The 18,101-nt window shown below is 30.0% G+C and carries 17 protein-coding genes; 4 read left to right on the forward strand and 13 right to left on the reverse strand.

Annotation, left to right across the window (positions count from 1 at the left end; translation table 11 throughout):
• Nucleotide 1: 1 nt before the first annotated feature.
• Genes BN3265_RS00365 through BN3265_RS00375 form a run of 3 tightly spaced genes read right to left on the reverse strand, consistent with a single transcriptional unit; the run spans nt 2 to nt 3,409 of the window.
• On the reverse strand, nt 2–955 hold the full coding sequence (locus BN3265_RS00365; RefSeq protein ID WP_058989615.1) for a type I CRISPR-associated protein Cas7: 954 nt from the start codon (nt 953–955) through the stop codon (nt 2–4).
• Entirely contained in the window at nt 942–2,711 is a 1,770-nt protein-coding gene (locus tag BN3265_RS00370) for a hypothetical protein (protein WP_058989616.1), read from the reverse strand. The genes BN3265_RS00365 and BN3265_RS00370 overlap by 14 nt, the downstream gene beginning before the upstream one ends.
• 11 nt (nt 2,712–2,722) lie before the next feature.
• On the reverse strand, nt 2,723–3,409 hold the full coding sequence (locus tag BN3265_RS00375; protein ID WP_058989617.1) for a CRISPR-associated endoribonuclease Cas6: 687 nt from the start codon (nt 3,407–3,409) through the stop codon (nt 2,723–2,725).
• Nucleotides 3,410–3,797: 388 nt separating this feature from the next.
• Here BN3265_RS00375 and panD point away from each other — a divergent pair, with 388 nt between their 5' ends.
• Genes panD through BN3265_RS00390 form a run of 3 tightly spaced genes read left to right on the forward strand, consistent with a single transcriptional unit; the run spans nt 3,798 to nt 6,033 of the window.
• The gene (gene panD / locus BN3265_RS00380; RefSeq protein ID WP_058989618.1) at nt 3,798–4,181 is read left to right on the forward strand and encodes an aspartate 1-decarboxylase; all 384 of its coding nucleotides are present in this window, start codon (nt 3,798–3,800) and stop codon (nt 4,179–4,181) included.
• Nucleotides 4,182–4,234: 53 nt separating this feature from the next.
• On the forward strand, nt 4,235–5,074 hold the full coding sequence (gene panC / locus BN3265_RS00385) for a pantoate--beta-alanine ligase (protein WP_058989619.1): 840 nt from the start codon (nt 4,235–4,237) through the stop codon (nt 5,072–5,074).
• Between the two features lie 2 nt (nt 5,075–5,076).
• Entirely contained in the window at nt 5,077–6,033 is a 957-nt protein-coding gene (locus tag BN3265_RS00390; protein WP_058989620.1) for a bile acid:sodium symporter family protein, read from the forward strand.
• A gap of 240 nt (nt 6,034–6,273) precedes the next feature.
• Here the strand turns inward: BN3265_RS00390 and BN3265_RS00395 are convergent, their stop codons facing one another.
• From BN3265_RS00395 to dsdA, 4 genes are all read right to left on the reverse strand, one after another.
• On the reverse strand, nt 6,274–7,638 hold the full coding sequence (locus BN3265_RS00395) for a DUF438 domain-containing protein (RefSeq protein ID WP_058989621.1): 1,365 nt from the start codon (nt 7,636–7,638) through the stop codon (nt 6,274–6,276).
• A gap of 164 nt (nt 7,639–7,802) precedes the next feature.
• Entirely contained in the window at nt 7,803–8,912 is a 1,110-nt protein-coding gene (locus tag BN3265_RS00400; RefSeq protein WP_058989622.1) for an alanine racemase, read from the reverse strand.
• Nucleotides 8,913–8,924: 12 nt separating this feature from the next.
• On the reverse strand, nt 8,925–10,271 hold the full coding sequence (locus tag BN3265_RS00405; RefSeq protein WP_058989623.1) for a GntP family permease: 1,347 nt from the start codon (nt 10,269–10,271) through the stop codon (nt 8,925–8,927).
• 12 nt (nt 10,272–10,283) lie between these two features.
• Nucleotides 10,284–11,603 (reverse strand): D-serine ammonia-lyase, encoded by a 1,320-nt coding sequence (dsdA, locus tag BN3265_RS00410; RefSeq protein ID WP_058989624.1) that lies wholly within the window; start codon nt 11,601–11,603, stop codon nt 10,284–10,286.
• A 145-nt stretch (nt 11,604–11,748) separates the two neighbouring features.
• Between dsdA and BN3265_RS00415 the strand changes: the two genes are divergently transcribed.
• Nucleotides 11,749–12,318 carry a helix-turn-helix domain-containing protein gene (locus tag BN3265_RS00415; protein WP_058989625.1) on the forward strand — a complete coding sequence of 190 codons (570 nt, stop codon included), beginning with the start codon at nt 11,749–11,751 and terminating at the stop codon, nt 12,316–12,318.
• 65 nt (nt 12,319–12,383) lie between these two features.
• Here the strand turns inward: BN3265_RS00415 and BN3265_RS00420 are convergent, their stop codons facing one another.
• Genes BN3265_RS00420 through BN3265_RS00445 form a run of 6 tightly spaced genes read right to left on the reverse strand, consistent with a single transcriptional unit; the run spans nt 12,384 to nt 17,486 of the window.
• Nucleotides 12,384–13,238 (reverse strand): fumarylacetoacetate hydrolase family protein, encoded by an 855-nt coding sequence (locus BN3265_RS00420; protein ID WP_058989626.1) that lies wholly within the window; start codon nt 13,236–13,238, stop codon nt 12,384–12,386.
• Nucleotides 13,238–14,026: an IclR family transcriptional regulator gene (locus tag BN3265_RS00425; RefSeq protein WP_058989627.1), complete on the reverse strand. Its 789-nt coding sequence runs from the start codon at nt 14,024–14,026 to the stop codon at nt 13,238–13,240. Before BN3265_RS00425 ends, BN3265_RS00420 begins: the two co-directional genes overlap by 1 nt.
• Nucleotides 14,027–14,061: 35 nt before the next feature.
• Nucleotides 14,062–14,961 carry a dihydrodipicolinate synthase family protein gene (locus tag BN3265_RS00430; protein ID WP_058989628.1) on the reverse strand — a complete coding sequence of 300 codons (900 nt, stop codon included), beginning with the start codon at nt 14,959–14,961 and terminating at the stop codon, nt 14,062–14,064.
• Nucleotides 14,962–15,004: 43 nt separating this feature from the next.
• Nucleotides 15,005–16,177, reverse strand: coding sequence for a UxaA family hydrolase (locus BN3265_RS00435; RefSeq protein WP_058989629.1), 1,173 nt, complete (start codon nt 16,175–16,177; stop codon nt 15,005–15,007).
• 13 nt (nt 16,178–16,190) lie between these two features.
• Nucleotides 16,191–16,484 (reverse strand): UxaA family hydrolase, encoded by a 294-nt coding sequence (locus BN3265_RS00440; protein ID WP_058989630.1) that lies wholly within the window; start codon nt 16,482–16,484, stop codon nt 16,191–16,193.
• Nucleotides 16,485–16,499: 15 nt separating this feature from the next.
• Entirely contained in the window at nt 16,500–17,486 is a 987-nt protein-coding gene (locus tag BN3265_RS00445; RefSeq protein ID WP_058989631.1) for a 2-keto-3-deoxygluconate permease, read from the reverse strand.
• Nucleotides 17,487–18,101 lie beyond the last annotated feature (615 nt).

An 18,101-nucleotide genomic window follows, 5' to 3' on the forward strand; every position in this document is an offset into this window, starting at 1 on the left:
ATTAAGCCTCGATTTTTTCTCTTGTGTATATATTATAAATTTCTATATTATCTGGAAAATCAACCAAGTCTATTTTTTCATTATCGTAATAAATTTGAATTTTTTCTATATCATCTCTTTTTTCTAGAATAGTTTTTCCTGTAAAAATTATCTTATCCTTAAAGTTTTCTTCAGAATTTTTTTCAAATTTAATATAATTTGCAATACTTGGAAGATAAGTATCTAATTTTGTTTCAACAAACATAGAAAATTCATTATTTGCTCCTTCTTTTGCATTTGTAGCATAGGAAGTTGCAGAATCAGTTGCAGCTAGTTTGAATTTTTCATAATCTTCGTCGCTATATCCCTCTGTAACCCCCAATTTTTTGTAATCATCATAGGCTTTTGGATTTATTACAAAAGAATAGAAATAATGAGCTTCATCAGATACAATTTTATTTCCCAAAGTAGAATTTTGAGCTTCTTCTCCTGATTTACTTTTTTCTTTTGCATTAGGATCTCTAAAAGGAGATAAGATTTGTTGAACTTGAGCCCTGCTATCTTCATATTTGTTCATTCCTTGTGAAATTTGCACAGCTCCAGTTATTGAAATATTATTTCCTTTTTCTGCAAAAGTGGCCCCGAAATTTTTTACATCTGTTGCTAAAAATAAATTGGTCAGAATTTTTTCGGATTCACCAGATTTTATTTCTGTATCAAAAACTTGTTCATACCTTTCCTTTAAAGTTCTAGGCATCAAGTTTCCCTTATCTCCTATGGTATAACTTTTTATATAAATTACCTTCTCGCCTTGTTCAGACCATTTTTTCTTCATTGTGTATTTTAAAGCCTTATCTGATCCAAAAATTTCACCTGAAGACAAAGATTTTGGAAATCCTGAAAAATCTGCATTCCAATTTGCCATCTTTGATCCTATACCAATAATTCCATAAACTCTTTTATTAAGCTCTGTCATTTTCTTCTCCTTCACTTAGTTTTTTTCCATAAAGATATGATTCTCCTAAAAATCCCGCTGTTATCCACCTATCTTCTGCCTTTTTATTATCAAATTTATGAACAAGTATTTGGCTTACAGTCCTATTAAGCCTTACATCCTTGGCGCTAATATTGTGTGCATAAGTTACAAGCAAATGTTCTAAGTTTTCAATTATCCTGGAAGTTTTTTGTCCACCCAAGAAATTCCTAATAAAGGTTAAATTTTTATCGCCAATATTTGAATAATTAAGCAATTTTCTCAAAACTTGTCCTACAGCAAAGAAGATTTCCTCGTCACCTTCAAGAGAAATATCTCCAGCTGATTCCAACTTTCTTTTCATATTTTCTTGAAAATCCATATAATTTTCCTCCTTTTTTTCAAAATATTCTTTCAAAGATAAATAATAATTAAATTGTGTTATAGCCTTGGTCTTGTAATCATTTACAAGAGAATATTTAATAGAATCTTCCAAAAGTCTATCTAAAATCCTAACTATTTCTTTATTTTTATTATTTATTATGGCAAATTCCAAGCTTTTCCCATAGTTTAAAATTATCATTTTAAAATTCAATTCTTTTATATTCAAATTCTCCAAATTATACTTATTTCTTTGGTAGTAATTATAGAAAAAAACTGAATCTATTTTATTTAAAAGTATATTTTTTTCAGTAATAAGTCCGTACTTTTCTTCCCTTTTTGAAAAATCTTCGGCTTTAGCATTTTCTGGCAAATACTCTTCAATGTATTGGTTAATTTTAATTTCTATATCATCAAAATCTTTCGAATAAATATTATAATCTAAGATAGCCGCCTCATTTTTTTCAGGATACAAGAACAATTCAAAACCTATAAAATTTTTATTTTTTTCAAAACTTATTTCTTTATTTCCTGTATTAAAATATATTCTGTTATTTCCTCTTTTTACAGATGATGAAAGGTAAGAAAAAAATAAATTTTGTAATTTTGCCATATCTGCACTTATTAAATAAGGTTGTTTTACCTTTCTAGATAAATTTTCTAAATAAGGCTTTTTATCATTTATTCCTAAATTATCATCAGAAACTCCGTAAGTTTTGCCATTTACTTCTATATTATATTTATTCTTATTAAATAAATTTGTAAGCAAATACCTATCTTGCTCTCTTTGGTAAGCTTTTTTTGTTTTTTCTTCATCTTCATATATAAAAAATATTTTGAAATAATCTTTTGAATTTTCATCAATATCAAATAATTCTTTCTTGTCAATGTTTTCAATAAGCCACTTCTCGATTTTTTCAGCTTCTTTTACATTTACAGGTTCTAATTTTTCTTCATTTTCCAAATAAAGATTTTTTGCTCTTTTATCCTTATATTTTTTGAGAGGATTTTTTAAAACCAAAAAATACCTTTCAATAGCCTCATTATTAATCTTATCTTCATAAGAATTTTCCTTGAAGAAAAAACTATAATAATTAGAACTATGAATAGCTTTTTTATTGTCAATACTTTTATTCATGTTTAAGAGATTGGAATTAAAATCCAAATCTCTAATAAAAGAATAATTTAAAGGCTGATTTTCGATTTTCTTTTCTTTTTTATCATATTTTATCTTAAAACTTGGGCTAACCTCCCAATCTCCTTCGTCTTTCATAGTAACAAGATAATATTTACCATCTTTAGGAATATACCCTCTCATAACCATGTCAGGATCTTCGTCCAAATTCTTTTTAAAAATCTCCAAACATTCTTCTAGCACATAATCACCTCCTAAATTAAATATTTGTATCCCAAAAATCCTGCCCCATAAGCTGCATTTTCACTAAATGTAACACCAAGAGCAAAATAAGCTAATTCCTGACTTCTCTTATCCATATTAATTTCAAGCTCAAGCTTATCGCCCAAAAGTTTTATATTTTTAAATTTAAAAGCGATTGGCCCTTCATTCAAAAATTTAAGGCTTGTATAAAATTTCCCCTCTTCTACATTTTCATCAATGAAAAATTTGTATTTTTTAATTAAATTGTCTGTAATTCTCTTTTCAAATTCTTCCAAAGTCAAATTATCTTTCCAATATCCAAAATCATTTTTTATTATTATAGGATTTAGGGTAAATAATTTTGAAATTGGTGATTTTGGAATTACCCTAACATCAACAGTTAAATTTTTGAAAACCTTATCCTTATAATCAGAAAAACCATGCAAAATATAATTTACAAATTCTTCATCAACTGATCTAATTCTGTACTGATAGACCATGTTTTTTTTGTAGAACTTTTTTATTGGATAAAGATTGTCGTGGCAGTAAGACTTATAATTTTTAGCTTTGTGCATATCTAAAAATTTTTCATTTTCTGACAAATAAGAAATTATTGCTTTTGAAATAAATTCCAAAGAATCTGACGAATCAATATCTTCTAGTAAGAATGTTCTTATTTTCAGTTCATAAATTTTCATTTTTCACCATCCTTTTCTTAAATATTTCAAACTGATTACTAAAAATAATAATAAATTTTACATCTCATGTTAATAATTAAACTCGTATGTATTTAATTTTTTAATATTCAAAATTTATCAAATTAATAATCAACTTTAATAATATTTTACCCATCATTTAACTAATATCTCATTATTGAATTTTATATTGTTAAATTCAAAATAAAATAATATAATACCCCTAGAGATAGTATTTAAGTTTTAAAACTATACTCTTTTACACCATTATATTTAATTTTTAAAAAAACGAGCTTATATATTTAGTGAGACTCAAAATAATTTGTAATTTGGCAAGGATTTTGGTTTTTTTTTGTATAAACTTTTTCCTTGCTTTTTTTTAGGAGATTTTATGGAAATTGAAATGTTAAAAGGAAAAATTCATAGGGCTACTGTGACTCAGGCTGAACTTAACTATGTTGGATCCATTACTGTTGATGAAGTTTTACTCGAGGGTTCTGGAATTAGAGAGTATCAAAAGGTTCAAGTAGTCGATATTAATAATGGAAATAGACTTGAAACTTATACCATTGCCGGTGAAAAAAACAGCGGAGTTATTTGTTTAAATGGAGCTGCTGCAAGACTTTTTGCACCTGGTGATAAGGTAATAATTATGGCTTATGCCTCTTATAGTGAAAAAGATTTGGAAAATTATAGTCCAAAGGTTGTTTTTGTTGATGATGAAAATAAAATCAAAAAAATTTCATCTTACGAAAAACACGGAACTTTGTTGTAGATAATTTTAGTGGTGTAATAGGCTATCTCTAAATATTTTTAGAGGAGAAGAAAATGAAAGTTATCAAAAAAATTGATGAATTGAGAGAGATTTTAAAGGAATTTAAAAAAGAAGGAAAATCCATCGGCCTTGTTCCTACTATGGGATTTTTGCACAAGGGCCATGCAAGCCTAATTAAAAAGGCTGTCGAAGAAAATGACATCGTTGTTGTTTCTGATTTTGTAAATCCAATCCAATTTGGACCAAATGAGGATTTGGAGGCTTATCCTAGAGATATAAATGCTGATAGCAAATTGTGCGAAGACTTGGAAGCTGATTTTATTTTTAATCCAGACCCAAGCGAAATGTACCATGACAAAAAAGCCTTTGTTGATATTGAAGGTCTTTCTGATAATTTATGTGGATCAAGAAGGGAAGGACATTTTAGGGGAGTTTGTACAGTTTGTACAAAATTATTTAATATTGTAGGACCTGACAGGGCATATTTTGGACAAAAAGATGCCCAACAACTTTCAATTATTAAAAAATTAGTTTTCGATTTAAATATTCCTATTGAAATTGTTGCTTGCCCAATCGTAAGAGAAGATGACGGACTTGCCATGTCTTCAAGAAATACTTATCTTTCCGCTGACGAAAGAAAGGCTGCTCTTTGCCTATCAAAGGCAATTTTTGAGGGAGAAAAAATGGCAAAAGAAGGATCAAGCGTAAAAGAAGTTTTAGAAAAAATGAAAGAGATAATTTCATCAGAAAAACTTGCAAAAATAGACTACATCAGCGCCGTTGACCTTGAAACAATAAAAGACGTAGATAATTTTGACAAAGATACATTGGTTGCCATAGCAGTTTATATTGGAAAAACCAGATTAATTGATAATTTTATTTACGAGGTCTAAAGATGGAAAAATTTTCAAGAATTTCAGATAAAATAACTCAAAATATCGGTTTAATTATTGTAATATTTTCAGTAGTAGCTTATTTTGTACCAGATTATTTTTCTTGGATGACAAATTACACCACAATTTTTCTTGCCCTTGCCATGTTTGGAATGGGAACTTCAATCGAAGCTGATGCTTTTAAGAAAATTTTAAAAAATCCTAGGGATATTTTTATAGGAGCTTTGGCACAATTTACAATTATGCCCCTACTTGCTTGGATTTTGGCTGTAGGTTTTGATGTAAACAGAGATATAGCTTTGGGAATTATTCTTGTTGGTGCCTGCCCTGGAGGAACTGCATCAAATGTAATCACCCACATAGCTGGAGGAAATGTTTCAATGTCAGTTTCAATGACAATTTTATCAACCCTCCTCGCTCCAATTGTCACACCTTTTTTGGTATATCTTTTGGCAGGAAGATGGGTTGAGGTTTCAATTTTCGCCATGTTTAAATCAGTTGTGACAGTCGTTTTAATACCAGTTTTGATGGGAATTTTCGCAAAAAAATTAAGCCCCGAAAAAATGGAAAAATCAAAATCAATTTTCCCATTAATATCATCCCTTGCAATTATTTTAATAATTTCAGGAATAATTGGAGCAAATGCAGAAAAAATTGCAAAATCTGGACTAATCGTCTTATTAATAGTAATGATTCACAATGCTTTAGGACTTTTGTTGGGACTTGGCGTTTCCAAATTATTCAAAATGGATTACGACAAGCAAACAGCCCTATCAATCGAAGTGGGAATGCAAAATTCCGGCCTTGCTATCCAACTTGCAACAGCAAATTTCGCCCTAAACCCACTAGCAACCCTCCCAGGCGCAATTTTTTCAATCTGGCACAATATTTCAGGTTCAATTTTTGCATCAATTAGAAGAAAAGACGTAAAAGAAATTGCCCTTGCTAGGGAAAAATAAATATAAAAAAAGATGAGGAAATTAATCCTCATCTTTTTTTATATTTCTTGTCTTTGAGAGTTTCCTCTTATGTCAACTTCTATTATTTTTTAGGCTCATCATTCTATAGCCGTAAAAATATTTGTTAGCTTTGCTTTTGAGCATGAGTGGTTTGGAATTATTTGGATTTTTTGCCAAACTATAAATCACTTTTATATTAATTTATTAAATAATTAAGATTTAAAATAAAAAGGATTTTTTCTATTTCATCCTAGCCTTATCCCAAATATCAAGATAGGATTTGTAGAAAGAAAGATCTTGGACAGTTTCCAAAACTCCTAAATAATTTCCGTCCTTATCCCTAACTGCATAGTAGGTCACAGCGTGGTCATTGCCCTTTATGTTTTTTATGATTTGAAATTTATCCTTGCTTCCTTCCTTAAATTCACCGATAAGCTTTCTTACAATTGGCTCAACTTGTGGTGGGTGGCATGAATAAACTTCTCTTCCTAAGGATGTTTTTGCCCTTTTAAAAATTTTTTCACCCTTTATATTATTATAATAAGCATTTATATCATTTTTATCTACAAAAGTTATCTCAATTTCTAAAGTATCAAGAAGGGCCTCAAGCTCATCAACTTTCATCTTTCCCTTAGAAAAATAAATATATCCATCCATAGAATCTTTCTCATTGTTTGTATTTTCTCCATCATCCCAAATTTCTTTTTTGATTATATCATCAGGATAATCTTTCAAATCCTCATAAAGTCCCAAAAAATCTTCATTTGAAATCACATCTTCCATCAAAGGATACAAGATATTTTCTTCCTTATAAGTCATCTCCCTTGCTCTTTCAAAAGTCTTTTTCAATTCATCAAAATCAGATTTTTTGAAAGCTCTTTTGAAATTTTTAGAAATTTCTATATCCACGCCCCACATAATTTCAGATGGACCTGGCTTTTTATAATTTTCCTTTAACAAAGGATAAATCAAATCTCCCTTTTTCCTATAATGTGAAGTGATTTTATTAGATATATCCTTAATTTTTTCAAAATCTTGGCTGTTTTCTCCTAAATCGATAAGTTCTTTAATTTTTTCATTTTCCAAAAAGAAAAACCTAAGAGGATGACCAGAAATATTTATTAATTTCAAATCCTTTCCTTCTTCACTTTCAGTTTTTCCATGAAAAAGTGAGGAATGTACATCACAAAGCCTTTGGACATCAGCCCTATCAACTCCCCCTTCAAGAAGAGCTTCTTCAGCATCCATAATTTCAGAAGATGAAACATTTTCGAAATTTTTTACAAAATCTTTTCTAACACTTTCAAGGTCTTCTCCTTCTGACAATCTTTTTACATAAGATTTAATGAGTTCTCTCCTATTTTTTACCTCTAAATCATCATAAGAGTTAATAATTTCATAACCCAAATCTTCTAATTTTTTGTCAACATTATCAATTCCAACCATCTTTGCTCCGCGCCTAATAGACATTTTTTTGCCCATAGTTTTAAGCATAAGGGGATTGGAAAGATTTTTAAAACCAAGATCTATAAGATCTTTTTTCAATTTATCATCACGATTAACTAAATCATAAATCGCCTTATTAATATCAATTTTTTTCGCCATAATATCCTCCAATATTATTATACTCTTCAATTGATAATGTCTATTATTTGCATAAAAAAGAAGAAATTTACTGATATCTAATCTTTTCTATCTTACGATAAAAAAAGACCAAGCAATATTGCTTGGTCAGAGACTGTTGACAAACTAATCCTCATCTTTTTATTTTATATTTCTTGTCTTTGAGAGTTTCCTCTTATGTCAACTTCTATTATTTTTTCAAGCTCATCATTTCTGTAGCCGTAAAAATAATTTGTTAGGTTCGCTGTTGAGCATGAGTGGTTTGGGATTATTTGAACTCTTTGTCCTACTTTTAATCCCTTTTTATCATCTTGAACTTTTCCTACTTCTTCTGATAGGGATTCTATCAAACAATTTTCATGTCCAACTATAACTCCATGACCCTTTATTGAATCATTTCCATGAGCTCCCTTATCAAGTCCCAAACATTTTGCTCCTGCATCTATCATAAAGGTATTTTCTCTTGGATTTGATGTAACTGATGCCAAAACTCTTAGGGCGCAGTCTTCTTCTTTTGCAATTCCCAAAGACATTTGGATTGCATCCAAAAATACATAATTTCCTGGATGAAATACATTTATTGTATCATCTTTTACAGCTTTTAAATATGTTGGAGTTGATCCTGAAGTCACATATTTTATTTCATATCCTTCATCTTCCAAAACTTTTTTCGCATAAGCCAAAGTTTCGATTTCATCTTGCACAAATTTGTCCACTTCTTCTGGAAGAGAGGATGAGTAAACATGACCTGGGTGGGATGAAATTCCTACAAAATTTAAGTTTTTAAATTCTTTCATTTTTTCGGCAAATTCTAGAATATTTTCTTTTTCTATTCCAAATCTATTTAAGCCACAATCAACAATTATAGTGTAGTTGATTTTTGCATTTTCTTTTTTAGCTTTTTCGTTTATTAATTTTCCTGCTTCTAGGTTATCGATCCTAACTATAAAATTAGATTTTTTGGATAAATTTATAATTCTTTCTATGGCAAGTTCATCTGAAACTGGATAGGCATACATAATATTTTCAAATCCAGCTTCAAAAGATTTTTCACACTCGTCCAAAGTTCCACACAAAACTCCACTAGCCTTATTTTCTTTTTGCATTTTTAAAATTTCGCTTGATTTGTGTGTTTTAATCATTGGCCAAATTTCTTTATTATTTTCTATTGCCAAATTGTGAAATCTTTTTATATTATTTTCTAAAGCATCAAGATTTAAAATTATTGATGGGGTTTTTAGTTCATTTAATTTCATATTTTTCTCCTATTAAAGAAGTATTAATTTTAAAATAAATACAACTGCCAAACCTGTTAGGGCTTGAAGGACTGATGCAACTGAAAATGATTTGTATCCAAGTCCTGTATCAATATCTAATGTTGATGTTGCTACCCAGAAGAAATCGTCGTTTGCATGGAAGATCATTGATCCACCAGATGCACATGCAAGCATTGCAATAACGAGTCCCATTGGACTTGAAATTCCCAAAACTCCTAAGATTGGTGCAAGCATACTTGCTGCTGTTACCATGGCAACTGTTCCTGATCCGATTGCTGTTCTAAATATTGCTCCAATTATAAATGGTGCAAGGATTCCTATATCAATTCCTGAGAAAAAGTTTATTAAAATATCTTGAAGGGCTGATGCTCTTAATATTCCACCAAAAGCTCCACCTGCTCCAACTATTAAAACAATTTGTCCTGCAGTTTTTAAAGCTTCACCAAATCCACCATCAAATGTGTGCATTTCTTTGTCGTCTTTGTACAAATTTTTGTAGGAAATAAAGGCAATTACCATTCCTATTAATAAAGCTATCATTGGCTCGCCCATAAATCTGATTATTTCTACCAAAGTATTTGAGCTTTCTGAATCTTTTGTAAGCATATCTGCAACAGTTTTTACTAACATCAAAATAATTGGCAAAACAATTGGTGCAAAGGACATAAATACTGAAGGTAATTTTTGATTTTCGTCAATTTCTATTTCATGTTTTGGTTCAATATAATATTTTTTTCCAATAAAATCTCCATAAAAATGGGCAACCAGCATTACTGGAATTGAAACTAAAGCACCAAAGGCTATTACATAACCCAAATCTGCCCCAACAATTCCTGCAACTGCAAGTGGACCTGGTGTTGGTGGAACAAACATGTGGGTTGCGTGAAGACCCATGGTCAAAGAAACTGCCATGGTTGTCATGGAAATTTTTGTATCTTTACTAATTCTTTTTGCAATTGGTGCAAGAAGAACAACTGCCGCGTCACAAAAAACTGGAATTGATACAAAATATCCAGTAATGGCAAGTCCCAAAGAAGCATGTTTTTCGCCTGTGATTTTCAAAATTGTTTGAGCCATAGTTTCTACAGCACCACTTTTTTCAAGCAAAAATCCTGTAACAGTCCCGATAGCTATAACAATTCCTATTCCTGCTATAGTTGATCCCATGCTTTCTTGAAAAGCATTTAACATATCCGCCAAAGGCATGCCAGAAATTATTCCAAAAGAAAATCCAGCTGCCAAGAGGGCGAAAAATGGATGTAATTTTAATTTTACAGTAGCAAATATCAAAATAAATAATGATAAAAATAGGGCTACTAAAGTTAAAGTTGTACTCATTATATCCTCCAATTATAAGTGAACTTTTAAATATTCTTCCATTATTTCATTTGGCACAAGTTTTCCACCAGTTGCCCAGGAAAAATGATTTATATTTTCTTTAATATCAAGCAAATTATTTTCTTCTAAATATTTTTTACTAGCTTCATATTCAAATAATTTTATTGGTCCTTCAAAAGCAGAGCAAGCTGAAGGTTCAATTTTTATTCCTTCGCTGTCATTTAAATCTCTCATATAATCAAATAATTTGTTGTCATTCATTGTGAAAATTCCAGAAATTATTGGTTCCATTACTTTTCCAACAAAACCTGATGGCCTTCCAACAGCAAGTCCGTCCGCTTCTGTTTTTCCATCAATTCCAAAATCTTGAACAGATATATCTCCGTTTAAGCCTGTAGCCATTCCAATTAACATACATGGAGCGTGAGTTGGTTCAATGTAGAAAATGTGGCAAGAATCTCCAAAAACTTTCTTCAAGCCGAAAGAAACTCCACCTGGTGAGCCACCAACTCCACAAGGAAGATAGAAAAATGCAGGATGGTCTTTGTCAACTTTTATTCCTTGGTCTTCTATTTGTTTTTTAATTCTATTTGCAGCAACTGCATAGCCCAAAAATAGGGTAGAAGAATTTTCATCATCAACAAAATAAGAATTTGGATCTTCGTCAGATTTTTTTCTACCAAGCTCAACTGCTTTTGTAAAATCTCCATCATATTCTACAACCTCAGCGCCCTTTGATCTTAACAAGTCTTTTTTCCATTGTTTGGCATCATTTGACATGTGAACAATAACTTTAAAACCTAAAGTTGCTGAACTAATTCCAATAGATAGGCCAAGATTTCCAGTAGATCCAACTTGGATTGTATGTTTTGAGAAAAATTCCCTAAACTCATCACTTGCCAAAATTCTATAATCATCATCTTCTTTTAGCATTCCAGCTTCCATTGCAAGTTTTTCAGCATGATATAAAACTTCATAAATTCCACCCCTAGCCTTAATTGATCCAGCTACAGCCAAGTGAGAATCCATTTTCAAATATAAATTTCCTTCAAGAGAAGTTTTTTCCTTTAAAACTTTTTCCATATTAGGAATTTTTTTAAGAGGAGATTCAATAATTCCATTTGTCTCTTTAGTATCATCAAAATATTCCATTAATAAAGGAGCAAACCTTTTTAACCTAGCCTCTGCATCTTCAATATCTTTTTCATCAAAAGGAAAATTGTCCCAAACAGCTTCTCCTGTTTTTTTCTTCTTATTAATCCAAACTGTTTCCTTTTGGTTCGCAACATCTTTTAAAACTGGTTCCTTTTCAATAAATTTACTAATATCCATAATTTCCTCCTTTTCTTTAATTATATTAAATTATGTTTAATTTAATTTAATATTATCACAAATGAAAACATTGTCAAGAAAATTATTGAGAAAGTCAAATAAAAAAGTATGTGGTATAATAATAAAATAGACTAAATTAGAAAAGGTGATTAAAATAGATAAGCTAGGTTCAAATATAAAAAGATTTAGAAATGAAAAAAATTTATCATTAAAAGAATTAGCAGAAGAAATTGATGTGTCTTTATCAATGCTAAGCCAAATCGAAAGCGGCAAGGCAAATCCTTCTTTAAATACATTAAAATTAATATCAAAATATCTAGATGTACCAATGTTTACCCTGTTTATGGAAGAAGATAAAAAAGCAGCCTTGGTTGTGAGAAAAAAAGATAGGATTAGAATTACAAGCGGAAAATCCAACTCAAAAGAATACCAACTAAGCTATGATTTACTAAGTCCTGACATGAAAGGTGAAGTTCAACTTTGCGAAATGAAATTATCCGGATTTCAATACAATTCAGATGATTTTAATTTTCACCAAGGAGAAGAAGTGGCAGTTTGCACCCAAGGAAAAATCGAAATAATTTTAGAAGAAGAAAATTATTTGCTTGATACAGGAGATTCAATAAGAATCCCAAGCGGCAAAAAACATAGGTGGAAAAACCCAGCAAAAGAAGATTGTGCAATAATATTTGCCATAAGCCCACCAATTTTTTAATTAAAAAGGTCTTATATAAGCAAAATCATTTTGCAAATATAAGACCTTTTTAAATTTTAACAAAATTACTTAACAAAATTTTTCAAAACACCAATATTTTCAATTTCCATTACAATCTCATCGTCTTTCTTCAAAAATTTTTTTGGATTGTGTGCCATTCCGACTCCTGATGGAGTTCCTGTTGCTATAATTGTTCCTTTTTTTAAGGTCATGACTTCTGACAAATTTTCTATCATTTTATTTACTGGTAAAATCATATTTTTTGTAGAATTTTCTTGTCTGATTTCTCCATTAATTTTTGTACTTAGCTTCAAATTGTCATAATCAAAATTTCCATCATTAATAAGTATGCAAGGCCCCATAACTGATGACCCATCAAAACTTTTCCCGTAATACCATTGTTTATACTTGGTCTGAAGATCTCTCGCTGAAAGATCGTTAAAAATAGTAAATCCAAATATATAATTTTTCGCCTCATCTGCTTTTACATTTTTACAATCTCTACCAATTATTACTCCTAATTCGATTTCGTAATCAAGACATGACGTTATTTTTTCATTTAAAGGAATATTTTCATCGTTTCCAATAATTCTATTTGCTCTCTTAGAAAAATAAATTGTATCAACGTCTTTGGTAAAATCTTTTTTGGAAACAAGCTCCACCTCGTCTTTATGGTCTGTATAATTCATGCCCACACAAATTATATCTTGTTTTGGATATTCTATTGGGCTTAAAATTTTATAATTTTTATTGACCTCTTTTGCCTTTGATAAATCAAGTTTTAATAAATCAATTCCGGATGATATAAGATCATTTATATCATTAAAATTGTATCCCAAACTTTCTAGCAAATATGCTTTTTCTTTTTCTTCAATTAAAATTTTTTTATGATTTTCTATTTCTACATAAAAAACCTTCACTATACTCCCCTATCTGCAAAATCTAAATTTAAATTTTGAATTTTTATTATATCTTCTAAAATTTCTTTTTGTTCCATAAGAACTTTTGCTATTTCTTTTTCTGTATTTTCTGTCTTTCTAAACATAGGATAAGTAGCTGACATAGCCGCCTTTATTTTTCCACTTTCTCTAATTGGAACGGCTACGCAAGATGTATTCATTGTGAATTCTTGATTTTCAACTGCATATCCAATCTGTCTTACTTTATGTATATCTTTTATTAACTCATCTACATTGCTTATAGAATTTTCCGTATATTTTACAAAATCATAATTTTTGTATTTTTCAATTATTTCTTGATCGCTAAAACCTGACAACAAAGCTTTGCCCAAACCAGTATTTATGGCAGGTATTTTTTTGCCAACTGAACTTACAATTTCTATATTATCGCTAGCATTGACTTTCCCTAAATAAAAAACCATGTAATCATCTAAAACACCAAATTGTACAATTTCTCCTATCCTATCAACAACTATTTCCATTTGTTTTATAATTGTAGATAAGCAATCAAGGTGTCCAGAATATGACAAGCCTAACTGAAAAAGTTTAAAGGATGCTACATAGCATCCTTTATCATTTTTTTCTAGAAAATTAGTTTTTTCCAAGGTTTTTAAAATTGGACTTAATGTGCTTTTTGGTATAGCCAGTTTTTTTGATATATCTATTAATGAAATTCCATTCTCATAATTATTTACTAACTCAAGAATTCTTACAACCCTTAATGTGGGATTGTGTAATTTTTCAACCATGATGACCTCACCTCTCATGGTCTATTATAACACAACTATTTTATTTGTTCGTATTCTTGAACTACATCTTCCAAAATTTTTCTACCTTTTTCATAAATATCTTCTGATAGTTGATTATATGGAAAAATTGATTTTGATGAAATATCAACTCCTCTTACTCCCATCAATCTTTTAAATAAGTGTGAAAAATTACTATCAAGGTCATACAAAGGCATTAATTTGTGAATTAAACTTGATAATTCATAAACTTTTTCAAAATTTTTCTCTTTTGTAGCTTTAATTAAATCAGCCCATAAATCAGGAACTAGATTAGCTAATGCACCAATACAACCAGCTCCGCCTGTAGTTAAATTGTACAAAAATTGATCATCAAAGCCTGAATAAACTTTTGTGTTTTTACCTTCTGTACTTCTTAAAAGCCTATTAGTATGGAGAGGATCCATAACAGAATCTTTCAATCCAACAATATTATTATTTTCATTTACTAATTTAGCATAAGTATCTCCAGAAATTGAATATCCACTTCTTGCTGGGAAATTATAAATATAAATATCTCCATCAACTTTTTTAGCCAATTCATTATAATAAATGAACATTTTCTCATCATCAGTTCCAAAATAATATGGCCCAATAACCATAACTCCTTTGTAACCGATTTTTATAGCCTCATTACTAAGCTTAACTGTATCCTCAAATGATGGACAATTACTACCAAAATACAAATCCACTCTACCATTTGTATAATCATAATAATCTTTTGCAAATTGCAACTTATCTTCATAATCAAGTACGGTAAATTCCCCAGTACTACCAAGGACAAGAATACCATCAACTCCACCATTAACAAGAAAATCAATAACTTTTTTATTCTCCTCAAAATCAGGCTTCTCATTTTCACCAAAAACCGTAACAACTGGCACTATTATTTCACACATAAATTCCTCCTAAAATATATTCTAATCTCCTAAAATTTTTATTTTAAACGAAATTGGCTCCTCTTTGAATAGCAAGTTCAGTATATCCCAAAGTTTCTGCCTTAGTCAATTTACCATTACAGAAATCAATCATTTCGTCAAAATATTCATCCGCCAATTCTTCCATTGTTTTTTCTCCGTATATAGTTGGACTTGCATCCCAATCCAGGTTATCTGACATAGTCTTTGCAGTTTCTCTATTTCCAGTTATTTTTACAACTGGAGCTATAGGATTTCCTGTAGGTGTCCCTCTACCTGTAGAAAATACAACTATTTGACATCCACCTGCAATCATTCCAGCAACAGATGATGGATCATTTCCTGGAGTATCCATTATTACTAGGCCTTCTTTTGTTTCTAATTGTTTTGAATAATCATAAACACCATTAACGGTTGTAGTTCCACCTTTATGAATACATCCTAGTGATTTTTCTTCTAAAGTTGTCAATCCACCCTCTTTATTTCCAGGAGATGGGTTTCCTTCTCTTACTTCTTCTCCTGTATTTTTTATTATGTGATCTTCAAATCTATGAACTATATCATAAATTCTTTTTTTAACTTCATCATTTTTAGCTCTTCTTGCCAAAATATGCTCAGCTCCTATAAATTCTGTTGTTTCACTTAAAACAGTTGTACCGCCATTTTCAACCATTTTGTCTGATAAATTTCCGATTAAAACATTTGATGCCAAACCACTTGTAGGATCTGATCCTCCACATTCTGTTCCCATAATAAGTTCAGAAATTGGAACTTCTTCTCTTCTTAGCATAGAAGCTTCTGCTGCAAATTCTTTTGCATATCTTGTAGCCTTTTCTATCGCTTTTAATGTTCCACCTTCTTCTTGGATTATTACAGATTCCATTGGTTTATTCGTTCTTTTTTCAATTTCTTTTTTTACTAAATTTAATTGAGCATTCTCACAACCCAAAGAAACTAAAACAGTAGCATAAATATTAGGATTTGCAGCAAATCCTGCCAATGTATCAAGGGTATACTCAAAATCTTTGCCTAATTGAGAACAGCCCAATTGCATATTAAAAGTAACAGCTTCTCTAACTTGACTTGCAATTATTCTAGTTGTATCAGATGCACATACTGAACATGGTAAAACTAAAATATGATTTCTTATCCCAACTCTTCCATCGCTTCTTTTATATCCCCAAAAAGTTTTTGTCATTTTATTTCTCCTTTTATTCTATAGCCTCAAGATCTTCACGACGACCTTCAGTGTTATGATCATGAACATGTTCACCAATTTTTATTTCTTTTATGGCAAATCCTATATGTTCTCCATATTTTATTACAGGTTGTTCAATTTTTATATTTTTAATTGCTATTTTATGATAGATTTTAATATCATCTAAAGCTTTCAAGCTTTTTATTTCTCCATCCAAATCTTTGTATTCAATAGTTTCACCTTTTTTTATAGGTTCTATAGCTACAATTACATTATCTTTATCATTTATAATTACAGAATTTATCATATCATTCTCCTAGTCTTATTTTGCTTTCCAATCTTTTTTGCTAAAGTCTTGTCCTTGTAGTGGATATTTAGGGCATCCGTATTTTTTTGCCCACCAAGCTGTTATTATAGGTATTAATATAGCTGTCATAACTGTAGATGCCGCAACTTGAGTTGTTGCTGCTGTAACATATGGTGCCCAACTTGCATCAATTGATGCTACTACTGCAGGTACAGCAATCGCATTTCCTGCAGTTGATGAAACAGCCCAACCTGCATAGCCAGGTCTTTTATTGAAAATTCTATCACACAAAACCACAAATGGCCCACTAATACAAACTGTGATTATACCCAACAGTATTCCAGGAGCTCCTCCAGCAACTATTCCCTTTACATCAATACCAGCACCCAAAGTAATACCAACAAATGGTAAAAGTAATCCTATACCTGGCTCTAAAAATTCGCTCATTTTCTTATCTATATTTCCAATTATCATTCCAAAAATTATAGGAACTATTACTGCTATTAGAGAAGTTATAGGAATTTGTGCTAAACCACTAGCTCCCAAAGTAACCAATGTTAAAAATGGTCCATCATTTATAGCTAACAAACTCATTGCTGTTTGATCAACTTCATCTCCATACTCAACATTTAATGCCAAATACATTGAACCATTTGAATTTGTTATGGCACTTATTATTGCAAGAGTTGTAAGTCCAAAAATACCTACCATACCAAAAGCTTTTCCTACAATTATTCCTATGATAGCTCCAATGACATATTTAGATAAAAGTAACACACCACCTCTTCTTACTACTTCCGCTAATTCTTTAACTCTTAATTGAGCTCCCATACAAACTAATTGAACACCCAAAACAGCTGCTGTTCCTGCACTAGTAAAAACAGCCGTAGTAAATGATCCTATTTGTAACATATCTGGGAAAAATGTATTTATAAGAGCTGATAGAAACATTGGCACTATCATCATTCCCGCCGGAACTTTTTTTAAAAATTTTAAAATCATAATTATCTCCTATTATTATATTGATTTTACATAAATACAAACATTTTATTACTTAGTAAAATTTTCTGTTCAATAATATCACTCGTTGTTTACTTATATAGAAATATTTTTACATTTCTTATTAATTTAAATATTTTTTAGTTTCATATATAAGTATAGCTACTTTTCTAACTTTCTAATATTATAAATTTTTGGTAAGTCATAATATTTTATGCAAGTATGCTCAGTATCTCCTTCCATCTTAAATTTAAATTGGCCTTTTTAAATTTGTTCGTATTTGCGTTTTCATATGTATATACGTATTATATTTATATAATAACTCACTTTGAAATCGATGTCAAGCATTTTGATTAATTTTTTCTGCTTCATTTTGTATTATTAATTTAAAAATAAAATCTAAAGAAATAACAAGCCCTCACTATTTGATTTTTTTACTAGTGAGGGCTTTATTATTAAAAATTAATTAATCAAAATAATAGAAACATCATTAACATTTGTTACTGTAGGTTCTGTTATTATGAGTTGATTTTTGCATCTTAAAACTCTATTTTAAACGATACTCATACTAAAATAGTATATTAAATATTTAGAATTTTTATAAAATAAAAATGTATC

Origin of the sequence: Anaerococcus rubeinfantis (assembly GCF_001487145.1) — a bacterium.
Taxonomy (GTDB): domain Bacteria; phylum Bacillota; class Clostridia; order Tissierellales; family Peptoniphilaceae; genus Anaerococcus; species Anaerococcus rubeinfantis.

Coding starts and splice junctions, on each gene's coding strand:
- BN3265_RS00365 (WP_058989615.1), bottom strand. CDS start 955: ATGACAGAGCTTAATAAAAGAGTTTATGGAATTATTGGTATAGGATCA.
- panC (WP_058989619.1), top strand. CDS start 4,235: ATGAAAGTTATCAAAAAAATTGATGAATTGAGAGAGATTTTAAAGGAA.
- BN3265_RS00375 (WP_058989617.1), bottom strand. CDS start 3,409: ATGAAAATTTATGAACTGAAAATAAGAACATTCTTACTAGAAGATATT.
- BN3265_RS00405 (WP_058989623.1), bottom strand. CDS start 10,271: ATGAGTACAACTTTAACTTTAGTAGCCCTATTTTTATCATTATTTATT.
- BN3265_RS00400 (WP_058989622.1), bottom strand. CDS start 8,912: ATGAAATTAAATGAACTAAAAACCCCATCAATAATTTTAAATCTTGAT.
- BN3265_RS00430 (WP_058989628.1), bottom strand. CDS start 14,961: ATGTGTGAAATAATAGTGCCAGTTGTTACGGTTTTTGGTGAAAATGAG.
- BN3265_RS00435 (WP_058989629.1), bottom strand. CDS start 16,177: ATGACAAAAACTTTTTGGGGATATAAAAGAAGCGATGGAAGAGTTGGG.
- BN3265_RS00445 (WP_058989631.1), bottom strand. CDS start 17,486: ATGATTTTAAAATTTTTAAAAAAAGTTCCGGCGGGAATGATGATAGTG.
- BN3265_RS00440 (WP_058989630.1), bottom strand. CDS start 16,484: ATGATAAATTCTGTAATTATAAATGATAAAGATAATGTAATTGTAGCT.
- dsdA (WP_058989624.1), bottom strand. CDS start 11,603: ATGGATATTAGTAAATTTATTGAAAAGGAACCAGTTTTAAAAGATGTT.
- panD (WP_058989618.1), top strand. CDS start 3,798: ATGGAAATTGAAATGTTAAAAGGAAAAATTCATAGGGCTACTGTGACT.
- BN3265_RS00390 (WP_058989620.1), top strand. CDS start 5,077: ATGGAAAAATTTTCAAGAATTTCAGATAAAATAACTCAAAATATCGGT.
- BN3265_RS00395 (WP_058989621.1), bottom strand. CDS start 7,638: ATGGCGAAAAAAATTGATATTAATAAGGCGATTTATGATTTAGTTAAT.
- BN3265_RS00425 (WP_058989627.1), bottom strand. CDS start 14,026: ATGGTTGAAAAATTACACAATCCCACATTAAGGGTTGTAAGAATTCTT.